This window comes from Clostridium tertium (genome assembly GCF_902652255.1).
In the GTDB taxonomy this organism is placed as follows: domain Bacteria; phylum Bacillota; class Clostridia; order Clostridiales; family Clostridiaceae; genus Clostridium; species Clostridium tertium_A.
On the sequence record NZ_CACRTO010000007.1, the window covers coordinates 24,263 to 39,628 of the forward strand.

Annotated in this window: 12 protein-coding genes; 9 read left to right on the forward strand and 3 right to left on the reverse strand. The window is 27.4% G+C overall.

Features of this window, described 5'->3' with window-relative positions; all coding sequences use genetic code 11:
* Positions 1–33: 33 nt before the first annotated feature.
* Entirely contained in the window at positions 34–579 is a 546-nt protein-coding gene (locus tag GPX08_RS02625; RefSeq protein ID WP_156625157.1) for a hypothetical protein, read from the forward strand.
* A gap of 92 nt (positions 580–671) precedes the next feature.
* Here the strand turns inward: GPX08_RS02625 and GPX08_RS02630 are convergent, their stop codons facing one another.
* A complete protein-coding gene (locus tag GPX08_RS02630) occupies positions 672–1,190 on the reverse strand; it encodes a DUF2179 domain-containing protein (protein WP_156625159.1) in 519 nt (172 codons plus the stop codon).
* A 226-nt stretch (positions 1,191–1,416) separates the two neighbouring features.
* On the opposite strand from GPX08_RS02630, the gene GPX08_RS02635 reads away from it, so the two are divergent.
* Positions 1,417–1,692 (forward strand): hypothetical protein, encoded by a 276-nt coding sequence (locus tag GPX08_RS02635; RefSeq protein WP_156625160.1) that lies wholly within the window; start codon positions 1,417–1,419, stop codon positions 1,690–1,692.
* Here the strand turns inward: GPX08_RS02635 and GPX08_RS02640 are convergent.
* Positions 1,657–1,977 carry a hypothetical protein gene (locus GPX08_RS02640; RefSeq protein ID WP_156625162.1) on the reverse strand — a complete coding sequence of 107 codons (321 nt, stop codon included), beginning with the start codon at positions 1,975–1,977 and terminating at the stop codon, positions 1,657–1,659. The two genes, GPX08_RS02635 and GPX08_RS02640, sit on opposite strands and share 36 nt — an antisense overlap.
* A gap of 300 nt (positions 1,978–2,277) precedes the next feature.
* Here GPX08_RS02640 and GPX08_RS02645 point away from each other — a divergent pair, with 300 nt between their 5' ends.
* On the forward strand, positions 2,278–2,835 hold the full coding sequence (locus tag GPX08_RS02645) for a carbonic anhydrase (protein WP_156625164.1): 558 nt from the start codon (positions 2,278–2,280) through the stop codon (positions 2,833–2,835).
* Between the two features lie 168 nt (positions 2,836–3,003).
* Here GPX08_RS02645 and GPX08_RS02650 read toward each other — a convergent pair whose 3' ends face one another.
* Positions 3,004–3,951, reverse strand: coding sequence for an alpha/beta fold hydrolase (locus tag GPX08_RS02650; protein WP_156625165.1), 948 nt, complete (start codon positions 3,949–3,951; stop codon positions 3,004–3,006).
* 675 nt (positions 3,952–4,626) lie between these two features.
* Between GPX08_RS02650 and mgtA the strand changes: the two genes are divergently transcribed.
* The 6 genes from mgtA (at position 4,627) to GPX08_RS02680 (ending at position 15,105) form a co-directional block, all read left to right on the forward strand.
* Positions 4,627–7,317 (forward strand): magnesium-translocating P-type ATPase, encoded by a 2,691-nt coding sequence (gene mgtA / locus GPX08_RS02655; RefSeq protein ID WP_156625167.1) that lies wholly within the window; start codon positions 4,627–4,629, stop codon positions 7,315–7,317.
* 149 nt (positions 7,318–7,466) lie between these two features.
* Positions 7,467–8,087, forward strand: coding sequence for an HAD-IA family hydrolase (locus GPX08_RS02660; protein ID WP_156625169.1), 621 nt, complete (start codon positions 7,467–7,469; stop codon positions 8,085–8,087).
* A gap of 491 nt (positions 8,088–8,578) precedes the next feature.
* The gene (glgP, locus tag GPX08_RS02665) at positions 8,579–10,840 is read left to right on the forward strand and encodes a glycogen/starch/alpha-glucan family phosphorylase (protein WP_156625171.1); all 2,262 of its coding nucleotides are present in this window, start codon (positions 8,579–8,581) and stop codon (positions 10,838–10,840) included.
* A gap of 439 nt (positions 10,841–11,279) precedes the next feature.
* Positions 11,280–11,966 carry a TVP38/TMEM64 family protein gene (locus GPX08_RS02670; protein WP_156625173.1) on the forward strand — a complete coding sequence of 229 codons (687 nt, stop codon included), beginning with the start codon at positions 11,280–11,282 and terminating at the stop codon, positions 11,964–11,966.
* 294 nt (positions 11,967–12,260) lie between these two features.
* Positions 12,261–12,962 (forward strand): response regulator, encoded by a 702-nt coding sequence (locus GPX08_RS02675; protein ID WP_156625174.1) that lies wholly within the window; start codon positions 12,261–12,263, stop codon positions 12,960–12,962.
* The gene (locus GPX08_RS02680; RefSeq protein ID WP_156625176.1) at positions 12,937–15,105 is read left to right on the forward strand and encodes a sensor histidine kinase; all 2,169 of its coding nucleotides are present in this window, start codon (positions 12,937–12,939) and stop codon (positions 15,103–15,105) included. Before GPX08_RS02675 ends, GPX08_RS02680 begins: the two co-directional genes overlap by 26 nt.
* Positions 15,106–15,366 lie beyond the last annotated feature (261 nt).

Here is a 15,366-nt window from a genome sequence, read left to right on the forward strand (position 1 = left end):
ATATTATAGCTATGGCTTAGAGGTGGGGTATTTTTGGCTAATAAAAGACATCAAAAAGGAAGAGGTAGAGCGGCTGCTGACTTTTTTGGTGGAAGAAGAATAGAGAGAGATCATTATAAAATAAGAAATAGAAAATATAGAAAAACTACTTCTACTAATAAAAAAGCAGAAGAAACAACAAATGGAACTACAGAAGAGACTCCTACTAGAGAAGAGTTACTTAAAGAATTAGGCATTATTAATTTAAGCCTAGAAACTGTAAAGGTAATAGTATTTGCAACACTTTTAAACTTATATTATGTATATAGTTTAAAAGCTCAAACTATAGATGCCTTATGTGATACAGATTTAAGTAGTAATTTTGGAGATACAACAAACTTTCCAAGAATAACAAATGATATATTTTTATATACCACAGGAGTTTTTTTAACATTAAATTATACACTTTTCCAAGAAAGTGTATCTGAACACAAGGATGATTTAGATAATAAAGAGGTAGTGTCAGCAAGAAGATCATTTCTGGCAAGTTTATTTACTTTTCTAGCTGTAACTTTAAGTAGAAATAATTTAGAATTATAAAAAGAGGTGATATCAAAAAAAATTTAAATTTGATACAACCTCTTTTTAATTTTAAAAAGTTAAGCATTTAAAGAAATATAAGAGTTGATTTTCTACAGTTTTTTCAGTTGCTTAGTAATATATCCTCCTCTAAATTGAGTAGGCTCATATGAAACTATAAAAGCATTTTTTTCCAGAGATTGAATTAAAGATATAACCTCATTTTCTCTACTTCTGTGAGAAACAATTTCAAGCTTAAATCTTTTTTCTTTATTAATTCCTTCGCCTTCATATGTAGTAACTCCAAATCTTAGTTCCCTAAGTTTATTTATTAAATCCTCATTATAATTAGTTAAGTTAACGTGAATTGATCTATATCCTATAGCAAGCTTTTCCTCAATTCTTCCGCCTATATAGACACCTATGCCATAGCCTAAGATATAAGAGCCGATATTTAGAAAGTTTTTTAAGTCAGAAAAAACAATTCCTAAGCTAACTATATAAATAATTGCTTCTAAAAAAGCAAAAAGTGATGCCTGTACCTTTTTACCTTTAACAACAAAGGTAGTACGTAAAGTGAGAAGTGGAACATAAATTAACTGCAATACAAATATTGCCAATGCATTTATCAAAATAATCCCTCCTATGTTTTTATAACTCTATTATAAATTATATGGATAAAAATTTCATATTAGGGATATTTAAGTATAGACAGTAATTTGTAGTATTTGGGATAATAAGATGGGTAATGTCTGCTTTTAAAATATTTATATATAAAAAGACTAATATTATTGTACACATTTCAGATACTTAATTGTCTTATTAATATAAGGCCTTAATTTTAAGAAGGGAGTAATAATGGATAAAGATTTAATTATTAATTTATATAAAGAGCAGTTTAATATTATTTGTCTTTATTTAATAAAGTGTGGATGTAGAACTAGCGATGTTGAAGATATAGTTCAAGATAGCTTTATAAAAGCTATGGAATACATAACAGAAGTAAATAATAAAAGCTACTTCTTTTGGAATAATTACAGAGCCAGTATATTAAAAAAGGAGCTGTTTCAAAAAACAGCTCCTTTGATATTTCTTATCTTAAGAATTAATCCAATCAACAACCCCTGGAGTTAAAGATGCAACATCATCTTTAGCTACTTTTGTTACGAAAAGTAAATCACCTGATTCTAAGAAAGGTTTTATCTTTTCAGATATTTCATTTGCAGAAGAAGTTGATTTAAGTAAATAGCTATCAGGCATAAAGTTAGCCCAAGAGCCAAAAGATTTTATAGTTGCAACTACATCATAATCATCGCGATGATGGTGATGATGTTCATGATCATGGTCATGATCATGGCCTTCACATCCACATGAGTGAGAATTTTCATTTAAATAATAAGTTATTGCGTATACTTCCATAATTACCACCTTAAAAAATATATATATTATTATCATAATATATACTGAGAATAAAATCCAGTTAAATATTAAATAGAAAAAAATAGGTAGGAAAAATAATCATTTTGTTATAAAATAGAAATAATAAAATATGGTGCTGTCGCGCAATGCAAAATTTAGAATGTATAATGCAAAATTAAAGAAAAAGCTCCTTAGGAGTTTGAAATCGAATTTTTTAGATAATTTTAAAAAATCACATCAATAACTCTACATTTTAAATTAGGGTATTCTGTGACAGTCCCAGAAAATACAGGGGGCATTATGAATAAATTAGAACAAATTTTAGAATATAACAAAGCTTTTGTAGATAATAAAGAATACGAAATATATGCTACATCGAAGGTGCCTAACAAGAAAATACTTGTTTTATCTTGTATGGATACTAGGCTTACAGACTTATTACCAAAAGCTTTAAATTTAAAAAATGGTGATGCGAAAATAGTAAAAAATGCTGGGGCAGCTATTATGCATCCATTTGGAAGTATAATTAGAAGTATGATTGTAGCTATCTATGAATTTAACGTAGATGAAATTTTCGTTATTGGTCATCATAATTGTGGTATGTGCAATTTAAATACTGATGATTTAATTCAAAAGATTGTTGATAGAGGGATTTCTAAAGAAACAATAGATATATTAGAAAATGGTGGCGTTGATATTAAGAAGTGGCTTCATGGATTTGATTCAGTAGAAGAATCCATAAAAGATAGTGTTGCTATAATAAAGAAACATCCATTAGTTCCGAAGGACATAATTGTTCACGGACTAGCTATAGATCCAGCAACAGGAAAACTAGATCTAATAGTAAATGGATATTAGTATTTGGCGAAGCAAAATAATGAAAAATTAAGAATGAAAAATTAAGGAAAAAACTCCTAGGGAGTTTTGAATAAAAGGTGTTTCGAACTAATTTTATTTTAAGTTTTGCCGTGCAAAACATCCTTAATTCTTAATTTTTAAGTAATAAAATGCTATACATTTTATTACTTAAATGTGTTTCATTATAAATTGTTTTACTGTTGACCAATATAGCTCTGGATTGGTAGTTGCTGATTTAGCATGAGCAGCATTTTTTACAGTTAATTTTTCTTTTTCAGAAGATGTTGCATTATATAATTCATCCATCATTCTATATGGTACAAAGTCATCTTTATCTCCATGTATATATAAAATTGGTGTTTTAGATTTTGCTACTTGTGTTAATGCAGAAGCTTCTTTTAATGTGTACCCTGCTTTAAATCTAGTAACTATTGATGAAGCATTCATAACAGGAAAGTTTGGTAATGAGTAAAGAGTTTTTAACTGGTGAGAAAATTGTTCCCAAACAGAAGTATAACCACAATCTGCAATTATTACCTTAACGTTATTTGGAAGATCTTCTCCAGAAGTCATACAAACTGTAGCTGCACCCATGGATACTCCATGAAGAATAATAGTAGCAGATTCATCTATATTTAGAATGTTGTTAATCCATTCTAATATATCTAATCTATCATCCCATCCCATTCCAATATAGTTTCCTTCGCTTTCTCCGTGTCCTCTTAAATCTGGGATTAAAACATTGTAACCCATATTATAAAACTCTCTTGCGTAATTATTCATCTCTAAGCCTTTACTAGTATAACCATGAACAGTAATAACCCAGTTGTTTGTTTTTACATTATTTAATATCTTATATCCATGAAGTTTTAATCCATCAAAAGAATTAATATAAGTATCTGAATAATTAGATGAGCATAATAACCAAGATAATGCTTCGTTAACTGTTTCTCCGCTAGTTTCCTTAGAATCTTTTGGAGTTCCAAATATAGCTTCCTTTGAAGTCTTTGGATTTAAGGCAAGGTTATAAAAATAGTTTCCTATGAATGATAATGCTCCTATGGATAAAACTCCTAAGGCTCCTGTAGAAATAAGAGCAACTTTCTTCTTATTCATTTGTAGTACCCCCTAAATTTAAGTTGTTATAATTATTTTAACATTATTGAAATTCTATAACAATCTGAAAAAAGTTTTTAAATAGTTGACAATTTTCAGATTATGGCATAGTATGTATGTGAACTAAGAATTGAATAATTCGGTAGGTGAGGTTACCACAAGGATACGGGTTGCTGCCGCAAAATAGTGGAGACACTATGAGAAGGTCAGCAGTCTATGTCGAAACCAAGGCATAGACTAATGCAATTACATCGCCTTGTGATGCTGAAGCTTGAACGATGATAAGTAAGATATTTACTTATGTTTTGCGCGAACTTTTTTGTATATTATTATTTTATAATATATTTATAAGTTAACTCACCTTACCATTATTTGTGGTAAGGTTTTTTTATTTTTTTCTTAGTTCTAAAGTGAGAATATCATATTATAGTGAATTGGATCTTTTTGATCACAACTAAATGATATCTCATATTGCATCCATTATAAAAATTTGATTTTAGGAGGTGAAGAGGAATGGATGAAGAGAGTAGTAAGATTATAGATCCTTTAGGAGAGACTATAAAATTATTTATAAGGAGGGATTCTGTTCCTCTCACAAGTTAAAATTAAAAATATAATACTTCTTTTGGGTCTTAATCTTACTTCTATTTTATTTAATAATAGGAGGTAAGAATTATGAAAAAGAAATTATTCAAAAGCTTAATGGCAAAGGAAGTAAGAAAGAATGGATCAGCTGAAACTTTGATGATAGCATCAAAGTTAAAGGAAAAAGATATTTTAAAGAAATATAATACAAGTTATAGAGGATATGAAGAAAGCAAAGTAGAATTGATGAGGGAAGAGTATGGCAAAAATGAAATCACTCATAAAAAAGGAGATTCTCTTTTTAAGAGATTATTAGAATCCTTTATAAATCCTTTCACAATAATACTTTTGATATTAGTAATAATATCATTTGTAACTGATGTAACAATGGCAGATCCAGGCGAAAAAAGCTTAACTTCAGTTATTATTGTAACAACAATGGTTTTAGTTAGTGGAATATTACGTTTTGTACAAGAATCAAAATCTAATAAGGCTGCAGAAAAGCTAGGAGAGATGGTTGAAACTACAATTAGTGTTTCAAGGATTAGTGAAGGAACTATAGAAATACCAATAAATGAAATAGTAGTTGGAGATATAATTCACCTAGCTGCAGGAGATATGATACCTGCAGATGTTAGAATTTTAAAGGCTAAGGATTTATTTATTAGTCAATCATCACTTACAGGTGAAAGTGAGCCAGTTGAAAAGGTAGCAGAATGCTTAATGAGAGACTGTAAAAATCCATTAGAGTTAGAAAATATAGCATTTATGGGAAGTAATGTTATTAGTGGAGCAGCAGTAGCTATTGCAATTAATGTTGGAGACGATACAATTTTTGGCGGAATAGCTAAGGATTTAAATGATAAAAAAGTAGTAACTAGTTTTGAAAAAGGTATAAATTCAGTTTCTTGGGTGTTGATTAGGCTTATGCTAGTTATGGTTCCAGTAGTACTATTTATTAATGGTTTTACTAATGGGGATTGGATGGAAGCATTCTTATTTGCTGTATCAGTTGCAGTGGGATTAACCCCTGAAATGCTGCCAATGATAGTTTCTGCTAATCTTGCAAAGGGTGCAGTTTCTATGTCAAAGAAAAAGGTTATTGTTAAGGACTTAAGTGCTATACAAAACTTTGGAGCTATGGATGTTCTTTGTACAGATAAAACTGGTACTATTACTCAAGATAAAGTAGTTTTAGAGTATTCATTAAATATACATGGAAAAGAAGATAATAGAGTATTAAGACATGCGTTTCTTAACAGCTATCATCAAACTGGCCTAAAGAATTTAATGGATATAGCGATAATAAATCATGCAAATGACACTGATATGATAGAGTTATGGAGAGATTATAAGAAAGTTGATGAAATACCTTTTGATTTTAGTCGTCGTCGTATGAGTGTAGTAGTTGAGAGTAAAGATAAAAAAACTCAGCTAATTACTAAGGGTGCTATTGAAGAAATGTTAGAAGTATCTACTCACGTAGAATACAATGGAGAAATTAAATTAATTACAGAAGAAATTAGAAACGAAATATTAAATAAAGTTTCAGAGTACAATAGCCAAGGAATGAGAATATTAGGTATTGCTCAAAAAAACAATCCATCAAGAGTTAATGAACTTTCAGTAAAAGATGAAAGTGAGATGGTATTAATGGGCTTCTTAGCATTCTTAGATCCGCCAAAGGAAAGTACTAAAGATGCAATTAGAATATTAAATGAATATGGTGTTAATGTAAAAATTCTTACTGGTGATAATGATAAGGTTACTGCAGCAGTTTGCAAGCAAGTTGGAATCAAGGTTAATAATTTATTATTAGGTTCTGATATAGAAGAAATGGATGATGAATTATTAAGGGAAGTAGTTGAAGGAACTAATGTATTTGCTAAGCTTTCACCTAACCAAAAGACTAGGGTAGTGGCTGCCTTAAGAGCTAATGGACATACTGTTGGATTTATGGGTGATGGAATAAATGATGCAGCTGCAATGAGTGAAGCTGATGTTGGAATATCAGTAGATACTGCTGTAGATATTGCAAAGGAAAGTGCAAATATAATTTTATTAGAAAAAGACTTAATGGTTTTAGAAGATGGCGTAATTGAAGGAAGAAAAATTTATGCTAATATAATTAAATATATTAAGATGACAGCTAGTTCTAACTTCGGAAATATATTTTCAGTATTAATTGCAAGTATATTTCTACCATTTATACCAATGTTACCAATTCAATTGCTAATGTTAAATTTAATTTATGATATTTCTTGTATAACTATTCCATGGGACAATGTTGATGAGGAATATTTAAAAGTACCACGCACATGGGATGCTAGTTCAATTAATAAATTTATGTTTTGGATGGGACCTACAAGTTCAGTTTTTGATATTGTAACCTTTATACTAATGTACTTCTTTATTTGTCCTTTAGTATTTGGTGGACAATTCAACAATTTAAATGAAGTACAGCAAATAGGCTTTATAGGACTTTTCCATGCAGGATGGTTTGTTGAATCTTTATGGTCTCAAACTTTAGTAATTCATTTGATTAGAACACCTGAAATACCATTTGTTAAAAGCAGAGCATCATGGCAACTTGCTTCTTTAACTACTTTGGGGATAGTTGTAGGAACAGTTATACCATACACTGTTTTAGGTGAGGCTTTAGAAATGGTAGCTATGCCTTCAATATATTTTGTATGTCTGATTGTAATAATTGTTTTATATATGTCTTTAGTGACAATATTAAAGAAGAAATTTATTAATAAATATGGAGAATTATTATAGTAATAGAGTATAAATAATTGTGCTGTCTTTAAGGCAGCACTTTTTTTATTAAGGATTAATTAAATAATCTTCCATTAGGTTACAATTAAATATAATATATGATATTATATTTAATATTATGAATAATATTAAGAAAATTGGAGACTGAAATGAACAAGTATAAGTGTATATTATTTGATTTAGATGGAACAGTACTTAATACAGAAAGAATGAATATGGTACCTCTTCAAAGATTAATTAAAGAAGAACTAGGAATTGAAATGAGTTATAATGAAATATTGAAATTCAAGCCTTATCCTGGAATAAAAGTAATGGAAGAGTTAGGCTTTGAAGACATTCATGCTTCTTATAAAAAGTGGGTTAAATATGTTAATGATTTTGAAGAAGGAGCTACATTATTTGAAGGCTTTGAAGAAGTTTTTGAAGAGCTAAATGATAAGAATATAATTTGTGGGATAGTGAGTTCAAAAACTAGAAAGCAATATGAAATAGACTTTGTTCAAAAAGGTCTTAATAAATATGTGAAATGTGAAGTATTAGCTGATGATACAGAAATACACAAGCCTTATCCAGATCCATTATTGAAGGCTGCTGAAATACTAAATATTTCACCAAGTGATTGTCTTTATGTTGGAGATACAATATTTGATTATAAAGCGACTAAGGCTGCAGGAATGGATTTTGCACTAGCTTTATGGGGAGCTGATTTTACAGAAGGTATTCATGCAGATTATGATTTAAAAGAACCTAAAGATTTATTAAAAATATAATACATATTTTTAATAAATAATTTAAATCTTTTAGTTTTATAGAATTTACTGTTGAAGATAATTTTAAAGTAAACTACATCAATTGAAAGCATATATATATATTTTTGATTTTATATAAGTTGTGAAGAAAATCCCATATCTTAATTATTTTTAACAGGAAATATAACTTAAATAAAATGTAAAAACTTAATTAAAACTTATAGAGTTTATTTAATAGAGGGCGTTATAGCAATAGCTAGCGTTACCGAAATTTTGAAATAAAAGATTAAAAAGCTATGACTAAATTGTCATAGCTTTTATTCTTAATTATAGATTTAATAATTATCTTTTCTGTAAATTCTTCTTCAGTTAAAATTTCTTCATTAATTGATTATTTTACGATTATCTTAATTTATCTACAACACTTTTTTCATTATTATTATTATATGGTAACTTAAAAGATGGATAAATAATATTAATATAATATATGAATTTTTTAAGGGTGGATGAAAATGATGGAAAAGAATCTACTGGAAATACTAAAAATGAAATATGCTAAGTCAATAAATGATGCTAGTAATGAGGAAGTTTATTTTTCATTAGTTGAATTAACTAAAAGTATGATTAAAGAAAGAGAATTAAAGAAAAGTGGAAAAAAACTTTATTATATATCAGCTGAATTTTTAATAGGTAGACTATTAAAAAATAATTTAATTAATTTAGGTATTTACAAAGAGGTTAAAGAAGTATTAGGAAAATTCAACAGGGATTTTAATGAAATAGAAGAGGTAGAAATTGAACCATCTTTAGGGAATGGTGGTCTAGGAAGACTTGCTGCTTGTTTTTTAGATTCTATTGCAACCTTAGGCTTAAATGGAGATGGTTTAGGTCTTAATTATCACTTTGGGTTATTTAAACAAGTATTTGAAAATAATAAGCAAAAAGCTGTAAAGAATCCATGGATTGATAGTAGTGGATGGCTTAATGAAAGTAATATTAGCTTTGATGTTAACTTTAAAGATTTCAAGGTAAAATCAAAATCATATACGATAGATATGATTGGACTCCAAAATAATTCTAATAACCTATATTTATTTGATATAGATACTATAGATGAAGATATAGTGAGAGATGGTATTAATTTCAATAAAAAGGATATAAGAAAAAACTTAACATTATTTCTTTATCCAGATGATAGTGATAAGGATGGACAATTACTAAGAATATACCAACAGTACTTTATGGTTAGTAATGCAGCTCAATATATATTACTTGAAAATGAGAAAAATGGTCTTAGTCTTGAAGAGTTAGATAAAAATATAGTAATACAAATAAATGATACACATCCATCAATGATAATACCTGAGCTAATTAGGTTATTAATTGAAAAAGGAATAGATAAAGATAAGGCAATAGATATAGTATCTAAAACCTGTGCATATACCAATCATACAATTTTATCTGAAGCTTTAGAAAAGTGGCCTATAAGCTATATAGAAGAGGTAGCCCCTCAATTAATACCAATAATAAAAGAATTAGATAGTAGAATTAATAGTAAGTTTAATGATGAAAGGGTAAGTATAATAGATAAAAATAATATGATCCATATGGCTAATATGGATATACATTATGGATTTAGTGTAAATGGTGTTGCAGCTCTTCATACTGAAATACTAAAGAATGAAGAACTTAACTCATTTTATAATATTTACCCACATAAGTTTAATAATAAGACTAATGGTATAACCTTTAGAAGATGGTTATTAAGTTGTAACGAAAGTTTATCCTCTTATATAGAAGAATTAATTGGAGGAGAATTTATAAAGGATTACAATAAGATATCCAAGCTATATGATTATAAAGATAATAAAGAAGTTTTAAATAAAATAGGTGAAATAAAGAAGAATAATAAAATTTCATTAAAGAATTATTTGCTAAAAACTCAAAATATTAATATAGATGAAAATTCAATTTTTGATATACAAATAAAGAGATTTCATGAGTATAAGAGACAACAAATGAATTTATTATATATAATTTATAAATATATAGAAATAAAAAAAGGTAATAAGCCAGCTACTCCAATAACAACAATTTTTGGAGGAAAAGCGGCTCCAGCTTATATTATAGCCCAAGATATTATTCATGCTATTCTTTGTCTAAGTGAATTAATAAATAATGATATAGAGGCAGATAAATTCTTGAAAGTTGTAATGATAGAAAATTACAATGTAACAAGTGCATCAAAAGTTATTCCAGCATGCGATGTTTCAGAGCAAATTTCCCTTGCTTCTAAAGAGGCCTCAGGTACTGGCAATATGAAGTTTATGCTTAATGGAGCATTAACCTTAGGTACAGAAGATGGTGCTAATGTTGAAATAATGAACTTAGTAGGTAAAGATAATATTTATATATTTGGAGAGAAGAGTTCAGATGTAATTTCACATTATAAAAATAGGGATTATAATTCAAGAAGTTATTATTATAAAGGATCAATAAAACCTTTAATAGATTTTATTGTTAGTGATGAAATGCTTAAGGTAGGAGATACTACTTCTCTTTACAGGCTATATAATGAACTTATAAATAAGGATTGGTTTATGACTTTATTAGATTTAGAAGATTATATAAAAATGAAAGAGGAAGCATTTAAAGATTATGAAGATAAGGAAGATTGGAATAGAAAAGCTTTAATTAATATTAGTAAGGCTGGATTCTTCTCATCAGATAGGACTATTGAAGAGTATAACAGAGATATATGGAAGCTGAAATAATTAAAAATTAATAATGAAGAATTGATGAAAAAACTCCGTAGGAGTTTATGAAATTGAATAATTTTAAAAAGAGATGCCTTGTGGTATCTCTTTTTATATAAGCATTTTTTCATTCTTTAATTAAGTTTAGATTACTATGCACAAATTAAAATTTAAATTTTTCTCTGTAATAAATATCTTTAATTATGAAATATCAATTGTAATTTAAAAGATTGTAAACAAAATTCTGCAATTTACACAACTATTAAGCTATTACATACATTGTTATTATATTTCTAAATTAAATATTATTATTTATTATGATAAAAAATTAAGAAATGATTTAGGAAAACTTTAGATAAAGTGATGAAATATATTAAGAATTGGAATTTATACTGAGATTATTAAATCTTAGGGTGATAGGAGTTAAATAAATTCTTTATATGAAAGGTAGTGAATAATGAGTAATAGTAAAATATCAATAAAAAAATGGATGTACTTAATTGTAGCTATAGTTGGAGTTATAGGTATAATGATTTATTTGAAGTCTAGCGGTATTTTAGGATATATGTCATCTATAGATGAATTTAAAGGATATATTGAGAGTCTTGGAAGTAAGGCTTATATTGTATTTTTCATAATACAACTAATATCAATAATAGTTGCACCTATACCAAGTAATGTAAGTGCTGTAGCAGGTGCTATAGTTCTTGGAATGTGGGAATCATTTATTATTACAACTTTAGCTATAGTAATTGGATCGGCAATTATTTTTTCATTATCAAGGATATATGGAAGAATGTTCGTTGAAAAGTTTGTAAGTAAAAAGCTTATAGAGAAGTATGAGAATTTAATTAACTCACCTAAAGGTGAAAGTGTAATTTTCTTAATGTTATTACTTCCTTTTTTCCCAGATGATATTATTAATTTTATAGTTGGTATTAGTAATATGAGTTTTAAAAAATATTTTGTTATACTAATGCTTACTAGACCTTGGGAGATATTACTTGCATCAGCATTAGGATCTGCAAGTCTAGAAATGCCTTTATGGGGATGGGGAGTAATTATAATAGTATCTTATTTTATAATTGCTAAGAGTAGTAAAATAGAAGAGAAGTTAACTAAGTTAATAAAGAAAGAGGCATAAATAAATAGATAAATAGAAAAGTAAATAAATAAATAAATAAATAAATAAATAAATGAGGAGCTTGGTATCCGGCGAAGGACAAACCAAGCTCCTCTTTGTTATCAGCACTTTCGTACCAACTGCTAGATTATAATAACATTAAACTAAAAAATAAACAAGGACTTTTTTAGAAAATCTTTAGATTTATTTGAGGTTATTCTTTAGGAATAAAAGATATAGTTAGTTTGTAAGGAAAAGATTTCGCTTTTATCGTATAATAGTAAGGTATTATTAAGAAAGTAAGGAGATAAAACCATGGAATATAATGTATTAATTGTTGAAGATGAAAAGGAAATAGCAGATGCCTTAGAGGTTTATTTAAAGAGTCAAGGGTATAAGGTATATAAAGGATACAATGGTTTAGAAGGATTAGAAATTATAAATAATGAAGAAATACATTTAGCTATTGTAGATATTATGATGCCGAAAATGGACGGAATAACTATGACTATGAAGCTTAGAGAAAAATATGACTTTCCTGTTATTATGTTATCTGCAAAATCAGAAGAAGTGGATAAGATAATGGGACTTAATATTGGAGCTGATGATTACATAACAAAGCCTTTTACTCCTTTAGAGTTATTAGCTAGAATCAATTCTCAGCTAAGAAGATATTCTAAATATCTTAAGTTAGCTTCTTCAGGAATTGAAAAAACAAATACCTATATTATAGGTGGTCTTGAACTTAATATAGATACAGTAGAATTAACGGTAGATGGTAATTTAGTTAAGCTTACTCCAATTGAGTTTAAAATCCTACAATTATTAATGCAAAATCCAGGAAGAGTTTTTTCATCAGAAGAAATATATGAAAGAGTTTGGAATGAGCAAGCAATAAATACTGATACTATTATGGTTCATGTTAGAAATATAAGAGAAAAAATCGAAATCAATCCTAAAAATCCTAAATACTTAAAGGTGGTGTGGGGAGTTGGATATAAAATTGAAAAACAATAAAAAAGGATATATTAATCTTGCTGTAGTTTTAACTTTATTATTAGTTATATCTATTATTATAGTAGGTAATTATCCTAAGGTTAGGGATATAGCAAACAGATCAGAAAGTGTTGTATTATATGATGAGTATTTTTTCCAAAGAAACCTATATGAAGGTTCTTATGCTTTATATACGGATTTACTAGAAGTTGAAAGTGGTAAGGAAGTATCAGCAGACGAAGTATTTCTTAAGGGAATAAAAAATGAACAAAACAATAGTCAATATAATAATGTTAGGCAAAATATTAACTACGAAGTAAATAGATGGTCTTATAGATTTGAAGAAAATTATAAAAATCTAGAATACTATATGGCTAAAAAAAACTCTGATAAAGTAGTATCAAATACAAATAATAAATTAGGGTTGCTTTTATCAGATGATATTGAAGCTAAGAATAAAGAAGAGATAGAAAACTACTATGACTTTTATATGGTAGCGACCTTTGATGAGTTCGGAAATGTGAATATTATTAAGTCAAAAGGGATAAAAGAAGCTACAGAAAATACATTTATAAATTTTGATAAAAATAATATATTTAATATACCAAGCAACTTAGAATTAAATGGATTAAAAGATGTATCAGTAGTTTATGGGGTACCTAAAAATTTAAGATTTCAAGATCAAATAGTAAGTTATCATAACAATTCTGACAAGTATGTATATGAAAATATAATGGTAATAATTGCATTAATTTCATTTGGAATTACATTTATAATTGGATTGTTTTCATTTTTGAAAAACCTTACTGATATTAAATTTATAAATAAAATAGTAAACTTACCATTTGAAATAGTATGTATTATAGTAGGTATGGTAATTTCATGTGTAGCTATGTCACCTGATTTAGTTTATTCTACATTGAATAATGAGTGGTTAATAAATGCATTCATGAAAGTTGGATTCTCAACTAGCTTCGTTAATCCATTATTAACTGTAGGAAATCTTATATTTTGGTTTGTTTTATTACTTACAGTATTTGTAGCTACACTTGTATTAAAACTTATATTTACAAAAGGATTTATTAAGTATATTAAAGAAAATACATTAGTTGGTAAATTAATAAGGGTTATATTAAAAATATTTAGAAAAATTTATAATGAAATGGCTAATGTAGATTTAAATAATAAATCTAATAAAGTTATATTTAAAGTAGTTACTGTGAACTTTCTTATTCTTTCTTTTATGTGTGTATTTTGGTTCTTTGGAATAGGAACAGCACTAATATATTCAATAGTATTATTCTTTGTTTTAAAGAAGTATTTTGAAGATATAAAAAGAAAATATCAAGTATTACTTCAAGCTACCAATAAGATAGCAGAAGGAAACTTAGATGTTACTATAGAAGAAAATCTTGGAGTCTTTGAACCAGTAAAAGATGAGCTAAAGAAAATCCAAAAGGGATTTAAAAACGCAGTTGAAGAAGAAGTGAAAAGTCAAAGAATGAAGACAGAACTGATATCAAATGTTTCTCATGACTTAAAAACTCCATTAACTTCAATAATTACTTATATCGATTTATTAAAGGATGAGAATATAAGTAAGGAAGATAGGGAAAAATATTTAATCACATTAGAAAGAAAATCACAAAGGCTTAAAAATTTAATAGAAGATTTATTTGAAGTAAGTAAGGCTACAAGTAAAAATATTAAATTAGATATAGTTAATGTTGATATTGTATCTTTAATGAAACAAACTCATTTAGAACTTAGTGATAAGATTGAGAAATCTTCACTAAAATTTAAGTGGAATTTACCAGAACATAAAGTTATAGTACCTTTAGATAGTCAAAAGACCTTTAGAATATTTGAAAATTTATTAATAAATATAGTAAAGTATTCAATGCCAAATTCAAGAGTGTTTATAGATATATTAGATGAAGAAAACTACGTTTATGTTACTTTAAAGAATATGTCGGCAAATGAAATAGACTTTACTGCTGAGGAAGTGGTAGAAAGATTTGCAAGAGGAGATAAGTCAAGAAATACTGAGGGATCAGGTCTTGGACTCGCTATAGCAAAAAGTTTTACAGAATTGCAGGGTGGAACTTTAAAAATTGAAATTGATGGAGATTTATTTAAGGTAATATTAAAATTTAAGAAGTAAATAAGTATAATTATAGGTGCTGTCGCACAATAAAAAATTAAGAATGAATAATGAAAAATTAATGAAAAAACTCCCGAAGGAGTTTTATAAAGAAATTAATTTTAGTAATTCTGTAAGAATTACATCAATAATTCTCGGATTGGCCCCCTCAAATGGGACCTTATACACTGATTACTAACTCATTCTTAAAATTACAGTTTTTTAGATTGTAGAACTCTTCTGGAGTTCTATAATCTATTGCTGAATGAACTCGTTTAGTGT

Bases quoted from the DNA above. Each gene is read 5' to 3' on its own strand.
- GPX08_RS02660 (WP_156625169.1), top strand. From the start codon at position 7,467: ATGAACAAGTATAAGTGTATATTATTTGATTTAGATGGAACAGTACTT.
- GPX08_RS02675 (WP_156625174.1), top strand. From the start codon at position 12,261: ATGGAATATAATGTATTAATTGTTGAAGATGAAAAGGAAATAGCAGAT.
- GPX08_RS02640 (WP_156625162.1), bottom strand. From the start codon at position 1,977: ATGGAAGTATACGCAATAACTTATTATTTAAATGAAAATTCTCACTCA.
- GPX08_RS02650 (WP_156625165.1), bottom strand. From the start codon at position 3,951: ATGAATAAGAAGAAAGTTGCTCTTATTTCTACAGGAGCCTTAGGAGTT.
- GPX08_RS02635 (WP_156625160.1), top strand. From the start codon at position 1,417: ATGGATAAAGATTTAATTATTAATTTATATAAAGAGCAGTTTAATATT.
- mgtA (WP_156625167.1), top strand. From the start codon at position 4,627: ATGAAAAAGAAATTATTCAAAAGCTTAATGGCAAAGGAAGTAAGAAAG.
- GPX08_RS02645 (WP_156625164.1), top strand. From the start codon at position 2,278: ATGAATAAATTAGAACAAATTTTAGAATATAACAAAGCTTTTGTAGAT.
- glgP (WP_156625171.1), top strand. From the start codon at position 8,579: ATGATGGAAAAGAATCTACTGGAAATACTAAAAATGAAATATGCTAAG.
- GPX08_RS02670 (WP_156625173.1), top strand. From the start codon at position 11,280: ATGAGTAATAGTAAAATATCAATAAAAAAATGGATGTACTTAATTGTA.